The following is a 22,687-nucleotide window of genomic DNA, read 5'->3' on the forward strand; positions in this document are numbered from 1 at the left end:
CAGCGACGCTGAGAGAAAGCGGGAGAGCCGATGGGGAGCACACCACGCATCCGAACCATGGATGCGCTCGGGCTGCTCGTCCTCCGGCATCGCGTGCCCGGATGCCACGGCCTTACCGTGGCTCCGAAGGCGCTGTCCATGTGACAGCGCCTTTTTTCATGCCCTCCCGCCGTACCGATTCGTCGCACGTCGAATATCCGAGAAGCCGTCCCGGCCATTCGAGAGGAATCGGAATGCGCACTCTGGTGCTGAATGCGGGCTACGAACCGCTCGCTGTCGTGTCGTTCAAGCGGGCGATCGTGCTCGTGATGAACGAGAAGGCCACCGTCGTCGAACGCATCGAGGGCGATCCGGTCTGGGGCAGCGGGGCGAGCGTCGACCGCCCCGCGGTCATCGTGCTGACGCGCTATGTGCGCGTCCCGGGTGGGCGTCGTGTGCCGGTCACGCGGCGCGGCGTGCTCAGACGCGATGGGCACCGCTGCGGATACTGCGGCAAGGCCGCCGCGACGATCGATCACGTCCTGCCGCGTTCGCGCGGCGGCAAGGACACGTGGGAGAACCTCGTGGCGTGCTGCCTGCGGTGCAACAACGTCAAAGGCGACCGCACGCCGCAGGAGATGGCGTGGGAGCTGCGGCTGACGCCCGGTGCACCACGAGGGACGCAGTGGACGGTGCGCGGCACCGACCGCGCCGACCCGCGCTGGGAGCCGTATCTGGCGCTGGCGGCCTGAGCTTCCGGTCGGACAGTCGTCGGCCTGGCGCCGCCTTCGCGCCACAACTCCTCAAGATCGGAGGGGGGCGGTCACCGCATCCGCGGAATGACGCAGCGGCCGGCTGCGGCTGGTGCGGATGTTGAGGAGTTGTGTCGCGCGTCAGTCCGCGCCGAGGGCGCTCAGCCATCGCGTGAGGATGCGCTCGAGGGCTGTCGCGTCGCCGTCGCCGAGGAGGGCCAGGAGGCGGTTCTCGTTGTCGATGTGGGCGGCGAAGGCGCGATCGATCAGGTCTCGCCCCGCAGGGGTGAGCCGCACCGGACGGCGGCGGGCGTCGGCATCCGAGGGCACCCGTTCCACGAGGCCGCGCTCCGAGAGCCGGTCGACGCGCTTGGTGAGTCCGCCGGTGGTGACCATGGTGTGCTCGGCCAGTTCGCCGGCTGTGCGCTCGTAGGGCGCGCCGGCTCGGCGGAGGGTGGCGAGCACGTCGAACTCCGCCTCGGTGAGGTCATGAGCGGCGTAGACGACGTCGAGTTCGCGGGTGAGGGCCAGCGCGGTGCGATGGAGTCGTCCGATGACGCCCTGAGGTGTGACGTCGAGGTCGGGTCGCTCGCGGCGCCATTCCTCCTGGATGCGCCCTGCTCGGTCGAGATCGCTCATGGGTTCACTTTATCTTCCCGGGAAGCTAAAATGTCTTCCATGGAAGATAAGCAACTCCGCTGGGTACTCCTCACCGCGATCGCGCCGGTGGCCTGGGGGAGCACCTACTTCGTCACGCGGCACGCGCTCCCCGCCGATGCGCCGCTGTGGGGCGCGGTCATCCGGTGCCTGCCGGCGGGGATGCTGGTGCTCCTCGTCGTGCGGCGCCTTCCGCGAGGGGGATGGTGGTGGCGTTCGCTCGTGCTGGGAGTGCTCAACGTCGGCGGCTTCAACGTGCTCGTCTACATCGTCGGCCAGCGCCTTCCCTCGAGCCTCGCGGCAACGCTGATGTCGACGTCGGCGGCGGCGATGATGCTCCTCGCCTGGATCGTGCTCCGCCAGCGCCCGCGCCTGCTCGCGGCCGCGGGGGCCGTCGCGGGGATCGGAGGCGTCGCGCTCATGCTCGCCCCCGGCGCAGCGGGCGCGGTCGACGGATGGGGTGTCGCCGCCTCGATCGGGGCGATGCTGTCCTCCTCCCTCGGATTCGTCCTGACCGTGCGCTGGGGATCGGGGATCCCGCCGCTGACGATGACGGCGTGGCAGCTGCTGGCGGGCGCGGTCGCCGTGCTCCCCGTCGCGCTGGTGGTGGAGGGGGGGCCGCCCGCGCTCACCGTCACCTCGCTCGCGGGGTTCGTCTACGTCATCGTCGTGGCCACGGCGCTGGCCTATGCGGTGTGGTTCACGGGGCTGCAGCGGCTCCCCGCCGGGGTGGTCGGGGTGATCGGCCTGCTCAATCCGGTGACGGGCGTCGTCCTCGGGGTGGCGATCGCCGCCGAGCCGTTCGGCCCTCCTCAGATGATCGGCCTCGCGCTCGTGCTCGGCGGCGTGCTGCTCGGGGCGACGCGCGTCCGGTTCGCGCCGCGCGAGGGGTCGCATCGTGCGGCATGACAGTGTCGGGTCGCCGCCGTAGGCGACCCTTCGCGGGGAAAATGCGCGGCGGCGGCGATGTCGGAGGCCGTTCTTATCTTCGAACCACGGGATTGAGTCCTTAGAACAAAAGTTCTAGCCTGTGGGAGTGAGGGCGATCGTGCGAACCGAGGCGGAGGCGCTGCATGACGTCCGCGCGCTGCGCGCTCAACTCGAGCGTATGCAGGGCCGCAGACTCGACGCTCCGGTGGTGCCGACGCATCCGGCCTTCGCAGGTCTTCTTCCCGGCGGAGGGCTTCGCCCGGGGGCGTCGTACTCCCTCACCCCGTCGGCGGCCCTGCTGCTCGCGCTGATGGCACGCCCGTCGCAGGACGGTGCCTGGTGCGCGGCCGTGGGCATGCCCGATCTGGGCGTCGAGGCGGCCGAGCGGTACGGCCTCGATCTCGACCGGCTCGTGCTCGTTCCCGACCCGGGGCCCCGCTGGCTCGCGATCACCGCGGCGATCGCCGAGGTGATGCCCGTCGTGGCCGTGCGCCCTCCGGCGCGCGTCTCCGAGGGCGACGTGTCACGGCTGGCCGCGCGGCTGCGCGATCGCGGCAGCATCCTGCTCGTGCAGGGCGTCTGGCCGCAGGTGGAAGCCTCGATCGAGGTGGCCGATCCGCGCTGGTCGGGCCTGGGGCCCGGTCACGGCTATCTCGCCGGCCGCGAGCTCACCGTCTCGGTCACGAGCAGGCGCTCCCCCTCCGCCCGCCGAGCGCGGATGCTGCTTCCCGCCGCCGACGGCACGGTGTCGTTGCTCGGCCCGGTGGCCGCCGCGGAGAGGCCCCGCTTGGAGACGGTTCCGGACTTCGTCGAGGCGAGGGCGGTGGGATGAGATGGCCGTTCCCGTGCGCAGCCTCGTGCTGTGGTTCCCCGACTGGCCGGTGACGGCGCTGACCCTCGAGAAGGCACCGGCGGCTTCGGACGAGGCATCCGGTGCCGACGCGGCGATCGCGGTGTTCGAGCGCAACGCTGTCGTGGCCTGCTCCGACGCTGCGCGGGCGCAGGGTGTGCGCCGCGGGCAGCGGCGTCGTGATGCCCAGGCGGCGAGTCCGGGGTTGCGGGTGGTCCCCTCCGACGCGGCGCGGGATGCCCGCGCCTTCTCGCCGGTCGTCTCGCGCATCGAGGAGATCGCCCCCGGGGTGCAGATCATCCGTCCGGGACTGTGTGCGCTGCGGGCGCGCGGCCCCGCGCGCTACTACGGCGGAGAAGCGGAGGCGGCGCGGACGCTGCTGGCATCGCTCGCTCGCGAGGGGCTGCCGAACGTGCGCGCGGGGGTGGCCGACGGGCCGTTCACCGCGCAGCTGGCCGCGCGCGCGACACGACCCGAGAGCCGGGTGCGCGTGGTGGCGCCGGGGGAGGCGCCGGCGTTCCTCGCGCCCCTGTCGGTGGCGGTGCTGGAGGCGAGCGTCCTCGGCGGCGGTGCGCCGGCATCGAAGGAGGCGGCCCTCCCCGAGCTCCTCGCCCGGCTGGGGGTGCACACGCTCGGGGCGTTCGCGGCGATGGCGCCCGACCGGGTGCGCGAACGATTCGGCGAGCAGGGGGTGCGCCTGCACGCCTTGGCCTCGGGGCGGGACTCGCGCAGCGTCGAACCGCGGACCCCGCCGCCCGAGCTGCACCGCGAGGTGTCGTTCGAGCCGCCCTTGGAACTGGCCGACCAGATCGCCTTCGGCATGCGCATCGCCGCCGAGGAGTTCATCGACCGTCTCGGTGAGCGGCGGCTGGTGTGCACCGAGCTGCGCGTCGAGCTCACCGGCGACCGGGGGGAGCGCAGCGAACGTGTCTGGCTGCATCCGGGTTCGTTCGATGCCGCTGCGGTGGTCGACCGCGTCCGCTGGCAGCTCGCAGAGGACTCTCGGCTCGACAGCGGCGTCGCGCACGTGCGCATCTCCCCGGAGGCGGTGGACGAGGCCTCTCATCACGTGATCGGACTGTTCGGGGCAGGGCCCGAGGAGCGCGTGCATCATGCTCTCTCGCGCGTGCAGGCCATACTGGGGCACCGTGGCGTCCTGACTCCGGCGGTCGGCGGCGGCCGCTGGCTGATCGAGCGGCAGGTGCTCGTGCCGTGGGGCGACCGCGCCGCGGGCGCGCAGGAACGGGGGCGGCCCTGGCCGGGGAGTCTTCCCGATCCGCTGCCGGCGACGGTGTATCCCGAGCCGCGTGCTGTCGAGGTGCTCGACGGCGCCGGCGCGTCGGTCGTGGTGGGGGAGCGCGATGCGCTGAGCGCCCCGCCGACGTGGATGATCGCCGCGGGACGCCGCCGCGGCATCCGTTCCTGGGCGGGGCCGTGGCCCATCTCCGAGCGCGGGTGGGATGCGGCGCGACGGCGCCGTGCGCACCGGTTCCAGGTCGTCGACGACGACGGCATCGCCTGGCTCCTCGTCGAGGAGAACGGCGCGTGGATCGCGGAGGGCCGCTATGACTAGGCCCTTCGTCTCGCTGCGCTCGCTCAGAGACCGGGGGCCGCTGCGCTCGCTCAGGGGCGGGGGGCGGATGCGCGCGCTCAGGGGCCGGGGGCGGATGCGCTCGCTCGGGGACCGGGGGCGCTGATGGGCTTCCACAACCCGCCGGTGCCGTGGTCGGAGATCGAGCGCACTCTCAGCGACCGCCGCCGCCCCCGGCCCGTGCCCGCCGGTGCCGACGGCGGTGACAGCCCGGCATGGTCGCACAAGCGTGCGCCCTACGTGGCTCCCGTCATCGAGCGCCCGCCCGACGCTGTCCCCTACGCCGAGCTGCACGCCCACTCGTCGTACTCCTTCCTCGACGGCGCCTCCTCGCCCGAGGAGCTGGCCGAGGAGGCGGAGCGCCTGGGCCTGCACGCCCTCGCCGTCACCGACCACGACGGGTTCTACGGCATCGTCCGCTTCGCCGAAGCGGCCGAGGCGCTGCAGCTGAAGACCGTGTTCGGTGCGGAGCTGTCGCTCGAGCTGCCTCGGCCGCAGAACGGCGAGCCCGATCCCGTCGGCTCCCACCTGCTGGTGCTCGCCCGCGGTGAGGAGGGGTATCACCGGCTGGCCGCGGCGCTCACGGCGGCGCAGCTGCGGGGGGCAGAGAAAGGCCGCCCCGTCTACGACCTCGACGAGCTGGCGGAGCGGGCGGGGGGCCCCGGCGATCCGCACTGGGCGGTGCTGACCGGATGCCGCAAGGGCGAGGTCCGCCGAGCGCTCGCCGAGGAGGGCCCGGATGCGGCGGCTGCCGCGCTCGACCGCCTCGTGACGCTGTTCGGGCGGGAATCCGTGCACGTGGAACTGATCGACCACGGCAATCCGCTCGACACGCGCCACAACGACGTGCTCGCTGCGCTCGCCGCCGATCGGCGGCTGCCGACTCTCGCGACCAACAACGTGCACTACGCCGTGCCCGAGCGGGAGCTCCTCGCCGCCGCGGTCGCCGCGGTGCGCGCCAATCGCGGACTGGACGAGCTCGACGGATGGCTCCCCGCCCACGCCGGTGCGCACCTGCGCTCCGGCGCCGAGATGACGCGCCGTTTCGCGCGCTACCCGGGGGCCGTCGCGCGCACCGTGACGCTGGCCGACGAGCTCGCCTTTCCGCTTCGTCGCGCGAAGCCGGCCCTGCCGAAGCAGAGGGTGCCCGACGGTCACACCCCGATGTCGCACCTGCGGATGCTGGTGTGGGAGGCGGTGCCGCGCAAATACCCCTCCCTCGCGCCCGAGCACCGGGCACGCATCGAGAACGAGCTCGACGTGATCGAGGCCAAGGACTTCCCCGGCTACTTCCTCATCGTGCACGGGATCGTGCAAGAGGCCCGCCGTCGCGGCATCCTGTGCCAGGGGCGGGGCTCCGCAGCGTCGAGCGCGGTCTGCTACCTGCTCGACATCACCGCCGTCGACGCCATCCGCTACAACCTGCCGTTCGAGCGGTTCCTGTCCCACCTCCGCGACGAAGAGCCCGACATCGACGTCGACTTCGACTCCGATCGGCGCGAGGAGATCATCCAGTGGGTGTACCGGGAGTACGGCCGCGAGCGCGCGGCGCAGGTGGCCAACGTCATCCAGTACCGGCCCAAGAACGCGGTGCGCGACATGGCGAAGGCCCTCGGTCACTCACCCGGGCAGCAGGACGCGTGGTCGAAGCAGGTCGAGAGGTGGGGCGCGTCGTTGGACACCGGTGCCGACCACGACATCCCCGATCAGGTGCTGACCTTCGCCACCGAGCTGCTGAAGGCCCCCCGACACCTCGGCATCCATTCCGGGGGAATGGTGCTGACCGAGCGTCCGGTGGGAGAGGTCGTCCCCATCGAGCACGCGCGCATGGCCGACCGCACCGTCATCCAGTGGGACAAGGACGACGCCGCCTGGATGGGGCTCGTGAAGTTCGATCTGCTGGGCCTCGGGATGCTGGCGGCCCTGCAGTACTGCTTCGACCTGGTCTTCGACGCGACGGGGGAGCGGTGGACCCTCGACACGCTGCCGAAAGAGGAGAAGGCCGTCTACGACATGCTGTGCCGGGCCGATTCGATCGGGGTCTTCCAGGTCGAGTCGCGCGCGCAGATCGGGCTGCTGCCGCGCCTACAGCCGCGGGAGTTCTACGACTTGGTGATCCAGATCGCGCTGGTGCGTCCCGGGCCCATCCAGGGCGGCGCGGTGCACCCCTTCGTGCGACGCAAGCTCGGGCAGGAGGAGGTGACATACGTGCACGACAAGCTCCGGCCGGTCCTCGAGCGCACCAAGGGCGTCCCGGTCTTCCAGGAGCAGCTCATGGGGATGGCCGTCGCGATCGGGAACTGCACGGCCGCCGACGCCGACGTGCTGCGCCGGGCGATGGGCTCCAAGCGCGGCATCGAGCGGATCGAGTCCATCCGCACGCAGCTGTTCGCCGGCATGAAGGAGAACGGGCTCACCGACCAGCAGGCCGATGACATCTACGCGAAGATCCAGGCGTTCGCGAACTTCGGGTTCGCGGAGTCGCATGCGCTGTCGTTCGGGCTGCTCGTGTACGCGAGCTCGTGGATCAAGCTGCACTATCCGGCGGCGTTTCTCGCGGGGCTGCTGCGCGCGCAGCCGATGGGCTTCTATTCACCGGCCACCCTCACCGCCGATGCCCGCCGGCATGGCGTGGAGGTCCGTCGACCCGATCTCCTGCGCTCCGGCGTTCAGGCCACCCTGGAGTCGCTCGCCGAGCCGCGGGGCCCGCTCGCCGACCCTGACGAAGCGTCCGTCCCGACCGGCCTCGCTGCGTGCGCGCATCGCGAGCAGCCGCCCGTCGGCGACTTCGACCCGGATGCCCCGGATGAGTCGGAGGCGCACCGCCGCGACGGCCGTTTCGCCGTGCGTCTGGGACTGGCCGCCGTCACCGGCATCGGGGTGGCGGTGGCGGAACGCGTCGTCGCCGAGCGCGAGGCATCCGGTCCCTACCGGGACCTCCGCGATCTCGTGCGCCGCACGAGCCTCACCGCGGCGCAGCTGGAGGCGCTGGCCACCGCCGGAGCGTTCGAGTGCCTGGGGATCAGCCGCCGCGAGGGCATCTGGCTGGCCGGTTCCGCGGCGCAGGACCGGCCCGAATACCTCCCCGACTCGATGGTGTCGGTGCAGCCGCCGCTCTTTCCCGATCAGACCAGCTACGACGTGCTCGCCGCCGATCTGTGGGCGACAGGGGTCTCGACGACGGATCATCCGATGACCCATTACCGCTCGGGGCTCGACGCGCGCGGGGTGCTCGCTTCTCGCGAGCTGCGCAGCCATGAGAACGGCCGGCGCATCGAGGTGGCGGGCCTCGTCACTCATCGCCAGCGTCCGGCGACGGCATCCGGCATCACCTTCCTCAACCTCGAGGATGAGCATGGACTGGTGAACGTGGTGTGCTCGGTCGGGGTGTGGAACCGCTATCGGCGGATCGTGCGGGACTCGCCCGCGCTCATCGTGCGCGGCATCCTCGAGCGCTCGGTGGAAGGGGTGACGAACCTCGTGGCCGATGCTTTCGAAGACCTTCGCGTGGGCGTCGTGCACACCTCACGCGACTTCCGGTGAAGCGTCCTGGCTAGACTCGCGACGACGCCCCTCATGCGAAAGGACCGACATGACCGACGCCTCGCAGGTCCCCCCAGGATGGTACGACGACCCCGAAGACCCCCGCTCGAAGCGGTGGTGGAACGGTCTCGCCTGGACCGATGACCGCCAGCCCGCCGCCGAGCCGGTCTTCACGGCACCCGCCGCGCCCGCCTACGCGGCGTATCCGTCCTACCCGTCCGCGCCCGCCGCGACGACCCCGGAGCTGCGCCGCGACATCGCGACCAACACCGTGTGGATCTGGGTCGTCGTCCTGCTGCCGCTCCTGTCGCTGGTGCCGCTGTTCTTCGTCGACTGGGCGGGCTACATCGAAGGCACCGTGCGCGATTCGATGCAGTCGCCGTCGACGGCGTGGATGTCGTCGTTCACCGGTTTCTCCCTGGTGCTGACTCTGGTCGGCTGGGTTCTCGTGGCGGTGCAGATCGTCGCGGCGTATCTCGATTGGCGGGCTCTGCGTGCCCGCGGCATCCAGCGCCCCTTCCACTGGGCGTGGATCTTCTTCACGCTCGTCATCTCCAACGGCGTCTACGTCATCGGCCGCGGAGTGGTCCTGCGACGCCAGACGGGATCGGGTCTCGGCCCCGTGTGGGCGTGGATCGCCGTCACCGTGGTGACGATCGCCGTGGGCATCGGCTTCGCGGTCTACATCCTCAACATCGTCTTCGCGCTCATCCCCACCATCGAGCAGTACACGCGGTCATGAGCGATCAGACGAGTGCGGCGGGTCAGATCGACCCGGCCGCCGCGCCCTCGGGAACCGGCTGCGTCGAGTGCGAAGCGGCGGGCGGGTGGTGGGTCCACCTCCGTCGATGTGCGGCCTGCGGGCACATCGGATGCTGCGACGACTCGCCCGAGCGCCACGCCACCGCGCACTGGCAGGCGACCGGGCACCGCTTCATCCAGAGCTTCGAGCCCGGTGAAGACTGGTGGTGGGACTATCTGGAGCAGGCGAGCGTCGAGGGGCCGGAGCTGGCTCCCCCCACCAGCCGCCCGGAGTCACAGCCGTCGCCCGGACCGGAGGGCCGCGTGCCCGACGACTGGCGCGAGCAGGTGAGGGCCCGCCGCCGCTGACGCGCCCGAGCAGCCGGCGGCATCAGGCGCGGTCGCGGAGGACCAGCGCCGCGGCCCCGACCAGCGGACTCTCGTTGCCGAGCTCCGCCCGCACGATCTCCGCGCGCCCGAGGAACGGGTAGGCCGCCGTCCGATCACGCGCGTCGCGAACCAGGTCGACGTAGTCCGGCGACACGTGCGAGAAGCCGCCGCCGATGACCACCATGTCGAGGTCCAGGAGGGCGGTGGCGGAGGCCAGCGCCGAACCCACCGCCGCGGCGCTGCGCCGGACAGCGGCGACCGGGATCTCCTCGCCCGCGGCGTATCCCACCGCGAGCTCTTCCCCGCGGGTACCGCCCCAGCCCTGATCCCGCGCCCACCGCACGATGTTCGGCCCGCTGGCGATGCGTTCGACAGTGGCCTCGCGGCCATGCACGCCGGGGGGCGTGAACCCGGCCACCTCGATCTGCCCGAGATGGCCGGCGTTGCCCGTCACCCCCGGATACGGCTCGCCGGCCGCGATGATCCCGCCCCCGATGCCGGTGGAGACGACTATCCCGAGCATCGAGCGGGTGCGCCGCCCGGCACCCTGCCAATGCTCGGCGATCGCGATGCACAGCCCGTCGAGAGCGAAACGCACCGGCACGTCGCCCCACGTCTTCGGCAGGATGGCGCGCACCGCGTCGGCGAGGGAGAAGCGCTCCGCATGGGGGAGGTTGAGCGGCGAGACGGTGTCGTGCACGGTGTCGATGGGTCCGGCGCTGCCGATCCCGACCCCCACGGGGATGACGCCGGCCGGTAAGGCCGTGAGTGCCTGATCGACCACGGTGTGAACAGCGACGCGGAGGGCGTCGTGGTCGCTGTCGGGTCCCGTGGGGGCGCGGAAGCGGGACGCGTCGACGACGTGACCGTCCTCGTCGATGAGGCAGGCTTCGACCTTGGTTCCGCCCAGGTCCACGGCGATCGCAACGGTCACGGAACACGAGGCTACAGAAGTCGGAGCGGACCCGAGAACTCGTTGGCACTCTCAAGGGGAGAGTGCTAATCTGGTCTTAGTTGAGTCACACAGACTCAACTTCACCGATCTGCCGGATCACCCGGCACGCGAAGAAGGAGGAACCATGGCAGGCTATGACCCTTTCCGTGACTTCGACCGTCTCGCATCGGCCCTGATGGACACTCGTCGCGGCCCGCGACGCATGCCCATGGACCTGTATCGCGACGGCGATCACTACGTCCTCACGGCGGACCTTCCCGGCGTCGACCCGGGCTCCGTCGACATCGACGTGGACGGCCAGCTGCTCACCATCCGCGCTGAGCGCACGCTCGCGTCGGGTGACAGCGTCAAGTGGATCACCCGCGAGCGTGAGGCTGCCACGTTCGTGCGCCAGCTCAACCTCGGTCAGGGGATCGACACCGAGAACATCAGCGCCTCGTACAACAACGGGGTGCTCTCGGTCACCATCCCGGTGAGCGAGAAGGCCAAGCCGCGTCGCATCGAGGTCACCAGTGCGGCCGGCGACGCGACGATCCGAGCGCACGAATCCGACGCGCCGCAGCCGATCGAGCAGTAACGCCGCGCGCGTGAGCGGGGGCGATCCTTCGGGATCGTCCCCGCATTGCGTACAGGCCGGATGATCGAAACGCTGCCGCTGCGTGCGCGCTCCCTAGCGTGGAAAGACGGGTAACCACCGTTGCGAAGGAGCATCATGAGTCTCAGAGGCCAACAGAGCGCGCGCGATCGGATCCTGGCATCCCAGGGTGACGCGGATCGCATGATTCTCGTCGAGGGCGCCACCATTCTCACCATGGCGGGCGACGAGCCGTTCACCGGGGACGTCCTGATCCGCGGCGTACGCATCGTGGCGGTCGGCGACCGCCTCGCCGAGCGGGCGGGGGACGCCATACGCGTGGACGCGTCGCGCTGCATCCTTCTTCCCGGCCTGGTCGATTCCCATGTGCACGCCTGGGAGGGACAGCTTCGCGGCATCGCCCCCGACGCCGACTTCGGCAGCTACATGGCCCTCACCCACGACGGTCTCGCGCGGCATTACCGGCCGGAGGACATCGCCATCGGCGAGAGGCTCACGGTGCTCCAGGCGCTGAATTCCGGGACCACCACCATCGTGGACAACAGCCACAACTCTCGCAGCCGTGCGCATTCCGAGGCCGCGATCGAGGCGCTCCTGTCCTCCGGCATCCGCGCCGTCTACGCGGCCGGCAGCGCGCAGGCCGGTGCGCACGAGGGGCACCTCCCGGGCGATCTGCTCCGCCTGCGCAGCGAGTACTTCGAGAGCGGACAGGATCGCGTGACCCTCCGGATGTTCGACATCCAGCCGTCGGTGGACACGTGGCGGTTCGCCCGTGAGAACGGCTTCGGCGTGTGCGCCGAGATGGGCTCGTGGATTCCGAACCTCGACGAGCTCGTCGCTTCGGGGCTGATGGGGCCGGATCACTCGTACAACCATTGCGCCGACATCTCGGCCGCCACGTGGGATGCCATCGCCGAGAGCGGGGCCGCCGTCAATCTGGTACCCCGGTCAGACTCGCATTTCGGCCTCGGTGCGTTCGCACCGGTGCTGGAGGCGCAGCGGCGAGGCATCCGGATCGGGATCAGCAGCGACAACGAGATCAGCTACCAGCACGACCTCTTCACGGAGATGCGGACCCTGCTGACCGTGCAGCGCGGACTGAGCTTCGCCGCAGAGTTCGCGGGCGACGCGACGGCTTTGCCGCGCTATCGCGCGATCGACGTCCTGCACGCGGCCACCGTCGGAGGCGCAGCGAACGCGGGGTTGATGGACGAGATCGGAACCGTCGAGGTGGGCAAGCGGGCCGACCTCATCTTGATATCGCTCGACGACGTCGGCACGCGACTGTGGGGATCAGCGGTGGGAACGGTGGTCAACTTCGCCAGCGCGGCGACCGTCGACGCGGTCTTCCTCGACGGCGACGTGCGCAAGTGGGACGGAGGGCTGATCGGCGTGGACGTGGATGCCCTGATCTCCGCGGGAGAGGAGTCTCGCGCCTACCTGCTGGAGCGGTTCGGCACGGATCTCGCGGCGGTGCGCTCGGGCCTTCACCGCACGGTCGACGAGGCCGACACCAGCGCGGCGGTCACCTCGATCCTCGCGGGCTCGGGTCACTGATCGCACGAAGGTCCGGCCGCCGAGCGAATGTCGGCGGCCGGACCTTTTCGTGGTGTCACACGCGGTCGCGCACTCGTGATTCCCGTCCGTATACGGCGACGGCGGCGAAGATGATGACACCCGTGACCATCTGCTGCGCGGCAGCGCCGAGGCCGAAGCCCACGAGCAGGATGCTCAGCAGCTGGATGATGAGGGCCCCGAGCACGGTGCGGAGGTAATCGCCGCGACCGCCCAGCAGCGAGGTCCCTCCGACGAGCACCGCGGCGAGGCTGGTGAACAGGTACGGGTCGCCGACGTCCGGCTGACCTGCGCCGCCGAAGCCCAGCAGGACGATGCCGAGGAGGGCGGAGCTGCAGGCGCTGGCCACGAACGTGCCCACCCACACCGCGCGCACGGGGACGCGAGCCAGTCGCGCCGCGCGGGCACTGGCCCCGGTCGCGTAGAGCCGCAGACCCGTCCTCGTCCACACCAGCACCACGGTGATCCCTCCGATGAGAAGCGCCCAGAGGAGGAGGACGGGAGGAAGGGGGATCGGCCCCACTGTTCCCAGAGGCGAGGAGAAGCGGGCGAGCCAGTCGGGGAGCGAGCCGATGACATTGCCGCCGCCGGTGGCCACGAGGGCGAGACCGATGGCGATCGAGCCCACCGCGATCGTGACGACGAGTGGAGGCAACTGGAATCGCTCGCTGAGGTAGCCGTTCGCGGCGCCCACGCCTGCAGAGAGCACCGCGATGACCGCAACGACCACCCAGAACGGCCATCCCTGTCCGAGCCACAGCGCGCACAGGAGATTGGAGGCACCGATGACGGCGGGTACCGACAGGTCGATCCCGCCGATGAGGACCACCAGTGTCTGTCCCGCTGCGGCGATGCCCAGGAAGGCGGCCAGGATCAGCAGCGAGTACACGCCGGTGACGCGGCCGATCCCAGGGATGAGAACGAGGGTGGCGACCCACGCCGCGACCACGACTCCGATCTGCACGAGCGGGAGGGAGCGTGCCCACCGGGGGAGGCGTACGGCGACGCGGTCGGCAGTGTTCACGTGGTCCTCCGACGAGTCGATGAGAGTGCGGCGTTTCCTACGACGGCCAGCAGCAGCGCGGCGCCGTAGGCCACGTTGACCCACTCCGCCGACACGCGCATCGACGTCAGCAGGAGCGACAGCAGGTAGATGCTGGCTGCACCGAGCAGCGGCCCGAGCATGCCGCCGGAGCCCCCCGCGAGCGACACCCCGCCGATGGCGACCGCGGCCAGCGCGACGAGGACGTAGGGTCCGCTGAGGTTGGCGTCGGCGGTGCGGACGAGACCGGTGAGCGCGATACCCGCCGCTGCCGCCAGCAGTCCGCCCAGCGCGTAGGCGCTGACGCGAACGGCCCAGACGGGGACTCCACTCGTGTACGCGGCGACCTCGTTGTCCCCCACGGCGAGGAGCACACGGGTGTAGCCGGTGGCACGCAGGGCGCCCCACAGCAGGAGGGGAGCGCCGATCGTGAGCGCCGCGCCGGGGATCGGCCCGAACGTCGTTGCGAGTGCGTCCGTCCAGTTCGGCGGTGCCGTCAGCGGCGTCGGGACGAGCAGCAGGCTCAATCCGCTGAGCACGAAGAACATGCACAGCGTCGCGATCACCGCGGGAAAACGCAGCACCGCGACGGCGAGGCCGTTGATCGTCCCGATCGCGAGCCCGATCAGCAGGCAGACGGGCAGCGCGACGGCGGGAGAGGCAAGCGGCCCCCCGACGATGCCGGTCACCAGGAGGATGTTGATCAGCCCCATCGTCGGAGCGACCGACAGGTCGAGCCCGCCGTGTCCGGAGAGGATCGAGGGGGCGCTCGCCATACCGAGGAGCGCGAAGGGCGCAAACGCCGCCAGCGTGGACGGTATCTGACCGACGGCGGCGACCGACGGCAGCACGACGATGTTGAGGGCGATGGCGATCACCACGAACACGGCGGCGAAGCTCCAGGGATATCGTCCGAGGAGTGTGAGCGCGGCGTTCATACGGTCTCTCCGAAGTAGGCCGAGACGAGCGACTGCCGGGTGAGCGCCGCCCCGGAGAGCTCTGCGAAGATCCCCTGCTCGCGGAACACCAGGACGCGGTCCATGACATCCAGCAGCTCATCGACCTCCGTGGAGAGGATGATCACGGCAGCTCCTTCGTCGGCGCGCTTCTCCAAGGCCCGATAGATATCCCGCTTCGCACCGATATCGATGCCGCGCGTGGGGTCGTTGAGCAGGAGGACCTCGGGGGAGGCGGCGAGCCAGCGAGCGAGAACCACTTTCTGCTGGTTGCCCCCGCTGAGTGATTCGATCGGCAGCTCGCTCCGCGGCGCCTTGACGTGCAACTCCTCCACGAACCGGGAGAAGCGAGCGCGAGCACGACTGCGGTCGGTCAGAACTCCGCGTCGATCGAGGCTCGCCGTCGTCACGGAGAAGTTGTCGAGGATGGACTGTGCAGGGAGGATTCCTTCCGTCCGTCGATCGCGCGGCACGTACGCGGGACGAGCGTCGCCGGTGCGTGGCGGACTGACCCTCCCGGATGCGGGCGCTCGCAGTCCGGCGAGGATCTCCAGGAACTGGTCCTGGCCGTGACCCTCCAACCCCGCGAGGCCGACGATCTCGCCCCTCGCGAACTTCGCCGTCATGGGAGGTGAGCCGTCGGTGACGGTGGTCGCCTCGGCCGCAATCGCGGTGGAGCCTACGCTGCGTGCGCCGCGTTCGCGCGTCTGCGCACCGGCCAGATGCTCCGCGCCGGTCATCGCGCGGACGAGTTCGCGCGGGGTGATGTCGGCGCGGTCGAAGTGCGCCACGGTGTGGCCGTTGCGGAACACCGTGGCTCGATCGGCGATCTCCTCGACCTCATCCATCCGGTGGGAGATGAAGATCACGCCCATGCCGTCGGCCGCTCCTGCTCGGAGCTTGGCGAACAGACGATCGCGCACACGGACGTCGAGGGCGGAGGTGGCCTCGTCGAGCACGAGGATCCGTGGCGCGGACGTGAAGGCGCGCGCGATACACAGTGCCTGTCGTCCGCTGAGAGAGAGGTCGCCGGCAGGAGCGTCGGGGTCGCATCCGCCCATGAGCTCGTCCATGAGCTGCGCGGCGATGTCTCGCCGGGCGGCGGCGCGAGGCGTCCCTCGGGCGGGGGACCGGCCCAGCCAGACGTTGTCGACGACACTCCGGCCGGGAGCGACGAGCACCTCCTGGAAGACGGTGCGGATGCCCGCACGGATCGCCTGGGCGGGCGTGCGCGCATCGACGGGACGACCGTCGAGCAGGATACGGCCGCGGTCGGCGCGCTGCACACCCGAGAGGATCTTGACGAATGTGCTCTTGCCCGATCCGTTCTCCCCCATCAGGGCGAGCACCTGACCGCGCTGGACGACGACGTCGCCATCGGCCAGCGCGGTCGTGGACCCGTACGTCTTCGACAGGCCGGTGGCCTGCAGGAGCGGATGGGAGGTGTTCACTGCTGGAAGTACCCCGCGAGCAGCTCCGGCACCGGAATGGAGTCCTCCGGGCCGTCGGCATACAGGTTCGACGTCTCGTTCCACGAGGGGTCGACCCAGTCGTCGAGGTTGTCGTGGGTGATCTCCGTCGGGGAGAAGGGCACGTCGGTCACACGCAGGCCCCGGCCCTGCAGCATGGCGAGACCGACCTCCATGCCATACCGGGCCGTGGCCTTCACCGGCAGCGACACCGCGACCCCCGGGTAATCGGGGTGGTCGCGCCAGTAGGCCATGGCAGCGCCGTTGGCTCCCACGTCAGCGACCGGGGGCACCGGCCGACCGGTCTCCTCGAACGCGCTGATGATCCCGTATGCCATGTTCGAGACGTTGAACGCGCCATCGACGTCGCCGGGATGCGTCGCGAAGAACTTCAACGTCTCCGTCTTCGCCGTGGCCGGGTCGAAGTACCCCGTCAGCTCACCGGCGATCGTGATGTCATCGCATGCCTCGAACACCGACAATCCGGCCTCGTAGATGTGGGTGTCGATCGACAGTCCGGGGATGCCGTGGACCATGAGCACGCTGCCGGATCCGCCCATCAGCTCGGCCACGCCCGCGGCGCCGTCATAGCCCACCTGCACCGGGTTCGGCTGCACGTTGACGGCGTTCTTGCTCGTCGCCTGTCCGAGGAGGCTGACGACGGGAACCCCCTGAGCCGCCGCGTCATCGATGACCTGGTTCAGCGCCGTCGGCGAGGCCAGCGGAGCGAGAATGATGTCGACGCCCTGTAGCAGCAGGCTTCGCATGCCTTGGATCTGCGATGCGGCATCGTTGGCCGGCGTCGCCGTCACCGACAGCAGCTCCGGGGCGAACAGATCAGGGTTCGCATCCAGCACCTCCTGAACGCCCTCCTGCATGAGGTCGTTCGCGGGGTTCGCCTCGTTTCCGGAGAAGCCCACCGTCCACGGCGGCGCGCTCGCCGGGGAGAACTCGCCCCACGGACTCTCGAAGACCTCGCCCGGATATCCGAGCAACGCTTCCTTGGCGACCCCCGTCACGCCCTCCACGGCTCCGTCGCCGCTGGTGGGAAGGCTGTCAGGCGGCGCGGGTACGCAGTCGGCGGTCGCAGCGCCCGAGGCGCCCGGCGAGACCGCGTCTTCCGTGCCTGCGCACGAACTCAGGCCGAGTGCGATCGTTCCCGCTGCTGCCATGAGGGCTATTAGCCGGGTGCGTTTGTTCCACACGTGTATCTCCTCCTCGAGGTACGGCTCGCGACATGCGATGGCCGGTCCGCCTCCGCGTTCCCGGCCGGCCACACACTACGAATGACGCTCATGGGTCGCCAACGCCGTGTGACCGCATGTGGACGCAATGAGCGCGACGATCGGCGGGCACGGTTTTGTTCATCCCGGATGCACGTAATCCGGGTCCCGAGATGCCGGATGACTTTCATGAACCGACGGCGCTCCCCTCGAGCCCGTCGGTGGAGTGGTCAGGGATGATGGCACATCATGCATTCGGCATGCCCGCGGAACGAGCCCCCGTGCTGCGCAGCCGCACGCGCGAGAACGCACCGCCGCCGCCGTGGCGCGCGTCGGATGATGCGCTCCCGCTCAGCGCGGAGACCACCAGCGACATCGAGGCCGAGGCAGAGCGAGCCCTCGCACCGCTGACGGCTGCGCACGAGCTCGCGACGGTGCGAGGCGAGCGATTCCATGCGACGGTCGGCTCCTCTCAGTTCGGGCAGCTGACGGTCATCGAGCAGCGCTACCGGGGCCTTCACGCCATCGAGGTGACCGAACCGGCGCCGGTGCTCACCATCACGATGCCTCTGCGCGACGACATGTCGGTCTCGCTGGGCGGGCGTCGTCTGAAGGCCCCACGCGGAGAGGTGATGGTCTTCGACGCCGGATCGATGCCGCACATGCGGACTTCATCGGCCGCCGACTTCCTCACGCTGGCACTGCCCGCCTCCGTCGTCTCCGACTACGCGCGCGCTCACGCGCCGTGGATCGACGGATCCGAACCCATACGGTTCCGCCCTCTGGCGCTGGGGGCGGGATCGGCTCTGCGTCCCGCCGCGTGGCGCGTCGTGGAAGCCGTGCGCTCAGGGGAGGACGACGACCTCGCGGACCTCGTCGCGTCGGCGCTGCTGTTCGGACACCCTCACAGCCACTCGATGGAGCTCCTCCTGTCGGGCTCGACGGCCTCCGATGCTGTGGTCTGGGACGCCGCTGCTCTCCTGCTCGATGCGCCGGACAGTCGCATCCGCCTCCCGGATCTCGCCCAGATGGTCGGGGTCGGCGTGCGCTCGCTGCAGATCGGCTTTCGTCGCGTCTTCGACACGACAGTGTCGGAGTTTCAGCGAGATCTGCGATTGGAGAGCGCGCGCGTCCTTCTCGAGCGGGACAGTCGAACCGGGGTGGCCGAGATCGCGGCGACCGTCGGATACGTCAACGCCGGGCGCTTCTCGCGGGACTTCGCCCGACGTTATGGCGCGTCACCGTCGGCGTATCGGCGCGCTCGGTGACGAGCAGGGACGACTCTCTCACGAAGCGCGGCTGTAGAGCTTTCGGGGTCGGCCGCGAGCCTCGGAGATCGAGTCGACGTCGATCTCCCCGAGCGTGACGAGGTACTCCAGATACCGCCGCGCGGTGACCCGGGAGATCCCCAGCGCGGCGGCGAGGGTCGCTGCGGTGATGGGCGTCGTCTCGGATTCGAGCATCCGCCGCACGATCTCGAGTCGGTGCGTGGACAGCTCGCGGGGCACCCACGCCCGGGACGGGTACGCGATCGAGCGCAGCTGATCGATTTCGGGTTGAGACAGGTGTTCCGCATCCGCGTCGTGGTATGCGCTGAGCTGTCGCACGGACTGGATGAATCGGTCGGGACCGACGGGTGCCACGAGGTAGTCGTTGACACCCAGACGCAGGGCATCCTGCAGGGCGTAGGCCGACGGCTGGGAGGTCACGATAATGACCTCCAGCTCGAGCCGGGAGGCGCGAATGGCTCGAAGCAGCCCGATCGACGGGCATGTCGAGAGCGCTCCGTCCCGTTCGAACTCGCCGAGGACGAGCAGGCTCGGCCGCGAAGCGTTGATCGCCTCACCCACGCTGGCTGTGTCGCGCCGCACGGCCATGGCCCGCGCTCCGGGGACGGTGTTGCTCCAGGCGCGTAGCCGGTCGGCGCGAGACGCGTTGCCATCCGCGACCAGGATGTCAAAAGATGCCTCTGGCAAACGGGGACCTCCATCGCTCACGCCCGCTGGGTCATTCACTGCTCAGCATCGCGGAGCGCGTCCTGCCTTTCAAGCCGGATTGCGCACGCCGCTGCGAGGACGGCGGACGTCGAGCCCTCTCTCGCGTCGATAACCTGGGTCGATGAGCGGTGCGGTCGACCTGGCACAGCTCAGCATCCTCTCCTGGGTGTTCATGAGCGTCGCTGCGCTCATCATCGGGATATCCAAGACGGCCCTTCCCGGAGCCGGAAGCGTCGTGGTCGCCCTCTTCGCGGTCGCCATCCCGGCGCGAGAGTCGACGGCGACCCTCCTTCTGCTCCTCATCGTCGGCGATCTTCTCGCGATCTGGGTTTACCGCAGCAACGCGCACTGGCCGACGCTGCTGCGGCTGTTTCCGGCGGTGCTCGTGGGAATCGTGCTCGGCGTCGCCTTCCTCGCCGTCGCCGACGAGACCTGGGTGCGTCGCGTGATCGCGATCATCCTCCTGCTCGTGGTGGCGACCACGCTGTGGCGCCGGTGGCGCGCTCGAGGGGCGGATGCGCCGGCGGCCGCCGGGCGGGTGGCCGCCGGGATCTACGGCACCCTTGGCGGGTTCGCGACCATGGTGGCGAACGCGGCGGGCCCCGTGATGTCGATGTACTTCCTCGCCGCACGCTTCCCGGTGAAGCAGTTCCTCGGCACCGCGGCCTGGTTCTTCGCCGTGGTGAATGTCGCGAAGGTTCCCTTCGCGGCGGGTCTCGGGCTCTTCTCTGTGGACGGGTTGTGGATCGACCTGATCCTCGTTCCCGGGGTTCTGCTCGGCGCGATCGTCGGTCGACTCATCGCCGGACGGATGTCACAGCGGATCTTCGAGCGCATCGTCATCGTGCTGACCGTGGGAGGGGCACTCTACTTGTTGTGGTGACGGGCTCAGCTCTCGGCGGGGATCGGGATCACCGCGATCGCGATTCCTGGATGCAGCAGCAGATGGGCGGGCCGGCGATCGCCCTCACCGTCGTTCACGATGAGCCACTGCGGTGTGGGTGCGGTGAGGCCTTCGACGATCTCGCGTTCCAGGTCGGCGAGGTCGCGGCCGCCCACGCTGTACACCTGACCGTCGTAGACGACATCAATCCGTTTCAAGGACCGGTCTCCCTTCCTCGGAGCGTTGAGCCGGCTCGGGGACGACGTAGAGGCCCGAGGGCGAATTCGCGGTGTGCATCAACGCCTCCAGCCACGCCCGATTGAGACCCGGGACTCGCCCGCCGTAGTACTTGTACACCAGAGAGCATCCGGGATGGACCCAGACCGTCGTACGTCCGTCCCCGATGCTCGCATCGTCTTTCCACATGAACGTGAACGGCTCACCTCGGCGCAGCTTCGTCGTGATCGTCGCCTGAAGATGCGCCAGAAGGCGATCCTCGAAGTCGACCCGCACCTGACCGTCATAGACGAACTTTCCCATGATCACCACCTTCGCCTCGAGCCAAGCACCCGTGCGAAAGGCAGAAAAGCCCTTGCGCATTCGGCTAACGTCTCATTGCGATCGGCGCAACCCCCACCCACGCTCCCGAGGTGGCGCCTTATACAGGAAGGGTGAAGACCATCGTGTACGCCGGGGACCGGCTCGTGACCGGCGACGAGGTCGCGATCGCGACGATGAACTACAGCCGGGCGCTCGCTGACGCGGGAACGGCGGCGACCGTCGAGATCCCGGTGATCGGACCCGACGGTTTTCGCACGACGGCGGTTCTCCTCATCGGGCCGGCGAGTCAGATCGTCGCGGAGAGCGGCCCCGAGAACATGACCGAGCTGATCGACGACGACGTCGTGGCCGAGTTGCAGGAGCTGACACGACGTCTGGAGCCCTCGGCTGGTCCGGAGACCTCGCCTCCCGCCGACCTCGCCTGGACAGACGAACTCTGAACCCCGATGCCTCCGTTCGCTGAGCGAGCGTAGCGAGACGAAACGTCGCGCCGTGCGTCGTGCCCTCTCGTGGCGTGTGCTCGCGTCCGGTCGCTGAGCCGGCCGTAGGCGAGACGAAGCGCCCCCGCGCGTGGCGTGGCGTGCTGCTCGCTCGAGTCGCTGGTCGAGCCGGGGGCGAGACGAAGCGTCGCCGGCGCGTGTGGTGTGGTGCCCGCGTCCGGTCGCTGGTCGAGCCGGGGGCGAGGCGAAGCGTCGCCGGCGCGTGTGGTGTGGTGCCCGCGTCCGGTCGCTGGTCGAGCCGGGGCGAGACGAAGCGTCGCCGGCGCGTGTGGTGTGCTGCCCGCGTCCGGTCGGTGAGCGTGCCGTAGGCGAGACGAAGCGTTAGAAGGGTGGGGGTTGGTTGTCGGGGATGAAGGTGACGTGGGGTGGGGGTTGGTCGGTGTAGGTGTGGCCTAACGGGCTTCGGAATTCGAGAGTGCCGTTGGGGTGTTGGGTGGCGGTCCAGGGGGTTTCGGTTTTGAGGGTGTGGTGGCGGGTGCAGAGGTGGGCGAGGTTGCTGTTGGTGGTGGGGCCGCCGTTGTGGTGTTCGTGGTTGTGGTCGATTTGGCACCGGTGGACGGGTTGCCGGCATCCGTATCCGCGGCAGCGTTTGTCGCGGGCGCGGAGGTACCGGGTTTGGGAGGCGGCGGGGGTGTATCGGTCGACGGCGGTGACGATCCCGGTGATCGGGTGGGTGAATACCCGGTCCCATCCGGGCGTGTTCCCGGCGAGTCGGCGGGCGGTGCCCGGGTCGACCGGGATACGTCCGTTGAGCATCGCCCCCGACTCCGTCATCCCGGTGAGTGCGGTGGCGGGGATCGTGATCTGGACGTGCCCGACCACACGGTCCAGCGCCGCGTTCCCGGTGGGGTCGATGGTCGGGGTCGCGCACAGCAGCATGTCCGCGACGAGATCCGCGGAAATCTGCGCGGTCGTGCGGACATCATCCACGACCGGAACGTCGGCGGTCACGGTCGCGTCGACGAGTGCCGTCGCGGTCGCGGGCTCGTCGGCGGGAGTGCCGCCCCTTTCCGTGCTCCCGGCAGCTGCCTGCGGTTCGACTCTTGCCGCCTGCGTGGCTTCTTTGCGGCGCCGGGCGCGGTCGGCGTTGGCGGTGTCGCGGACGATCTTCGCTTGCTGGCGGATGCGGTCGCGGATGGCGTACGCGATCGTGGCGGGGAGGAGGACTTCCAGGAGCGCCATCCCGTCGGCCAGGTCCACCACGCTGATCGACCTTTTCGTGACGGCTTCGGCGTGCCGTTCTGCCATTGATACGGGGTTGATGATTTCGGCGAGTTCGCGGGCGTAGGCGTCGGTGCGGCCGGGGGTCTCTTTCACCGCGAACTCCAGCACCGTCTCTTCCCACGCGGCGCGGACTTCGTCGGGCAGGGTGAGTCCGGTCTTGAGGATGATGGCAGCGTGCCCGCGGGAGATCCGTCCCGCCTCCCACACCTCTACTGTGCGCGGGAACCGGGTCACAAGGGTGTACGCGTCGTCGAGTTCTCGTTGCGCGGTGCGG

22 protein-coding genes are annotated in these 22,687 nt (G+C 70.0%); 12 read left to right on the forward strand and 10 right to left on the reverse strand.

From position 1 onward, the window contains the following. Positions 1–233: 233 nt before the first annotated feature. Positions 234–731 carry an HNH endonuclease gene (locus tag ACTU3I_RS08720; RefSeq protein WP_442925267.1) on the forward strand — a complete coding sequence of 166 codons (498 nt, stop codon included), beginning with the start codon at positions 234–236 and terminating at the stop codon, positions 729–731. Between the two features lie 141 nt (positions 732–872). On the opposite strand, the gene ACTU3I_RS08725 is transcribed toward ACTU3I_RS08720, so the two are convergent. Beyond that, positions 873–1,370, reverse strand: coding sequence for a MarR family winged helix-turn-helix transcriptional regulator (locus ACTU3I_RS08725; protein WP_442925268.1), 498 nt, complete (start codon positions 1,368–1,370; stop codon positions 873–875). 39 nt (positions 1,371–1,409) lie between these two features. Between ACTU3I_RS08725 and ACTU3I_RS08730 the strand changes: the two genes are divergently transcribed. From ACTU3I_RS08730 to ACTU3I_RS08755, 6 genes are all read left to right on the forward strand, one after another. Then, a complete protein-coding gene (locus tag ACTU3I_RS08730) occupies positions 1,410–2,297 on the forward strand; it encodes a DMT family transporter (protein ID WP_442925269.1) in 888 nt (295 codons plus the stop codon). Between the two features lie 127 nt (positions 2,298–2,424). Next, positions 2,425–3,150 (forward strand): hypothetical protein, encoded by a 726-nt coding sequence (locus tag ACTU3I_RS08735; protein WP_442925270.1) that lies wholly within the window; start codon positions 2,425–2,427, stop codon positions 3,148–3,150. Between the two features lies 1 nt (position 3,151). Next, the gene (locus ACTU3I_RS08740; protein WP_442925271.1) at positions 3,152–4,741 is read left to right on the forward strand and encodes a DNA polymerase Y family protein; all 1,590 of its coding nucleotides are present in this window, start codon (positions 3,152–3,154) and stop codon (positions 4,739–4,741) included. Between the two features lie 123 nt (positions 4,742–4,864). After that, positions 4,865–8,302, forward strand: a complete 3,438-nt coding sequence (locus ACTU3I_RS08745; RefSeq protein ID WP_442925272.1) for an error-prone DNA polymerase — start codon at positions 4,865–4,867, stop codon at positions 8,300–8,302. Between the two features lie 49 nt (positions 8,303–8,351). Further along, entirely contained in the window at positions 8,352–9,044 is a 693-nt protein-coding gene (locus ACTU3I_RS08750; protein ID WP_442925273.1) for a DUF2510 domain-containing protein, read from the forward strand. Beyond that, on the forward strand, positions 9,041–9,412 hold the full coding sequence (locus ACTU3I_RS08755) for a UBP-type zinc finger domain-containing protein (RefSeq protein ID WP_442925274.1): 372 nt from the start codon (positions 9,041–9,043) through the stop codon (positions 9,410–9,412). Before ACTU3I_RS08750 ends, ACTU3I_RS08755 begins: the two co-directional genes overlap by 4 nt. A 22-nt stretch (positions 9,413–9,434) precedes the next feature. Here the strand turns inward: ACTU3I_RS08755 and ACTU3I_RS08760 are convergent, their stop codons facing one another. Then, positions 9,435–10,367, reverse strand: coding sequence for an ROK family protein (locus tag ACTU3I_RS08760; RefSeq protein WP_442925275.1), 933 nt, complete (start codon positions 10,365–10,367; stop codon positions 9,435–9,437). Positions 10,368–10,512: 145 nt separating this feature from the next. Here ACTU3I_RS08760 and ACTU3I_RS08765 point away from each other — a divergent pair, with 145 nt between their 5' ends. Both ACTU3I_RS08765 and ACTU3I_RS08770 read left to right on the forward strand, forming a co-directional pair. Next, positions 10,513–10,965, forward strand: coding sequence for an Hsp20/alpha crystallin family protein (locus tag ACTU3I_RS08765; RefSeq protein WP_442925276.1), 453 nt, complete (start codon positions 10,513–10,515; stop codon positions 10,963–10,965). A gap of 135 nt (positions 10,966–11,100) precedes the next feature. Beyond that, positions 11,101–12,540: an amidohydrolase family protein gene (locus tag ACTU3I_RS08770; RefSeq protein WP_442925277.1), complete on the forward strand. Its 1,440-nt coding sequence runs from the start codon at positions 11,101–11,103 to the stop codon at positions 12,538–12,540. A 55-nt stretch (positions 12,541–12,595) separates the two neighbouring features. Here ACTU3I_RS08770 and ACTU3I_RS08775 read toward each other — a convergent pair whose 3' ends face one another. The 4 genes from ACTU3I_RS08775 to ACTU3I_RS08790 are packed head-to-tail and all read right to left on the reverse strand — an operon-like array spanning position 12,596 to position 17,197. Continuing rightward, complete coding sequence (locus tag ACTU3I_RS08775) at positions 12,596–13,582, reverse strand: ABC transporter permease (RefSeq protein WP_442925278.1); 987 nt, start codon at positions 13,580–13,582, stop codon at positions 12,596–12,598. Further along, on the reverse strand, positions 13,579–14,538 hold the full coding sequence (locus tag ACTU3I_RS08780; protein ID WP_442925279.1) for an ABC transporter permease: 960 nt from the start codon (positions 14,536–14,538) through the stop codon (positions 13,579–13,581). Before ACTU3I_RS08780 ends, ACTU3I_RS08775 begins: the two co-directional genes overlap by 4 nt. After that, the gene (locus tag ACTU3I_RS08785; RefSeq protein WP_442925280.1) at positions 14,535–16,007 is read right to left on the reverse strand and encodes a sugar ABC transporter ATP-binding protein; all 1,473 of its coding nucleotides are present in this window, start codon (positions 16,005–16,007) and stop codon (positions 14,535–14,537) included. Before ACTU3I_RS08785 ends, ACTU3I_RS08780 begins: the two co-directional genes overlap by 4 nt. Further along, positions 16,004–17,197 (reverse strand): substrate-binding domain-containing protein, encoded by a 1,194-nt coding sequence (locus ACTU3I_RS08790; RefSeq protein WP_442925281.1) that lies wholly within the window; start codon positions 17,195–17,197, stop codon positions 16,004–16,006. The genes ACTU3I_RS08785 and ACTU3I_RS08790 overlap by 4 nt, the downstream gene beginning before the upstream one ends. A gap of 311 nt (positions 17,198–17,508) precedes the next feature. On the opposite strand from ACTU3I_RS08790, the gene ACTU3I_RS08795 reads away from it, so the two are divergent. Continuing rightward, positions 17,509–18,516 (forward strand): AraC family transcriptional regulator, encoded by a 1,008-nt coding sequence (locus ACTU3I_RS08795; protein ID WP_442925282.1) that lies wholly within the window; start codon positions 17,509–17,511, stop codon positions 18,514–18,516. 18 nt (positions 18,517–18,534) lie between these two features. Here ACTU3I_RS08795 and ACTU3I_RS08800 read toward each other — a convergent pair whose 3' ends face one another. Then, positions 18,535–19,098, reverse strand: a complete 564-nt coding sequence (locus ACTU3I_RS08800; protein ID WP_442925283.1) for an HTH domain-containing protein — start codon at positions 19,096–19,098, stop codon at positions 18,535–18,537. A 268-nt stretch (positions 19,099–19,366) separates the two neighbouring features. On the opposite strand from ACTU3I_RS08800, the gene ACTU3I_RS08805 reads away from it, so the two are divergent. Further along, positions 19,367–20,128 carry a sulfite exporter TauE/SafE family protein gene (locus ACTU3I_RS08805; RefSeq protein ID WP_442925284.1) on the forward strand — a complete coding sequence of 254 codons (762 nt, stop codon included), beginning with the start codon at positions 19,367–19,369 and terminating at the stop codon, positions 20,126–20,128. Between the two features lie 5 nt (positions 20,129–20,133). Here the strand turns inward: ACTU3I_RS08805 and ACTU3I_RS08810 are convergent, their stop codons facing one another. Together ACTU3I_RS08810 and ACTU3I_RS08815 are read right to left on the reverse strand one after the other, a co-directional pair. Beyond that, positions 20,134–20,346, reverse strand: a complete 213-nt coding sequence (locus tag ACTU3I_RS08810) for a hypothetical protein (protein ID WP_442925285.1) — start codon at positions 20,344–20,346, stop codon at positions 20,134–20,136. Further along, complete coding sequence (locus tag ACTU3I_RS08815) at positions 20,333–20,668, reverse strand: DUF7882 family protein (RefSeq protein WP_442925286.1); 336 nt, start codon at positions 20,666–20,668, stop codon at positions 20,333–20,335. The genes ACTU3I_RS08810 and ACTU3I_RS08815 overlap by 14 nt, the downstream gene beginning before the upstream one ends. Positions 20,669–20,799: 131 nt before the next feature. On the opposite strand from ACTU3I_RS08815, the gene ACTU3I_RS08820 reads away from it, so the two are divergent. Continuing rightward, positions 20,800–21,129 carry a hypothetical protein gene (locus ACTU3I_RS08820; protein WP_442925287.1) on the forward strand — a complete coding sequence of 110 codons (330 nt, stop codon included), beginning with the start codon at positions 20,800–20,802 and terminating at the stop codon, positions 21,127–21,129. Between the two features lie 381 nt (positions 21,130–21,510). On the opposite strand, the gene ACTU3I_RS08825 is transcribed toward ACTU3I_RS08820, so the two are convergent. Then, positions 21,511–22,687: DUF222 domain-containing protein (locus ACTU3I_RS08825; protein ID WP_442925288.1), on the reverse strand; the 1,177-nt coding region annotated here is incomplete at its 5' end.

This window comes from Microbacterium sp. RD1 (genome assembly GCF_052220165.1).
In the GTDB taxonomy this organism is placed as follows: Bacteria; Actinomycetota; Actinomycetes; order Actinomycetales; family Microbacteriaceae; genus Microbacterium.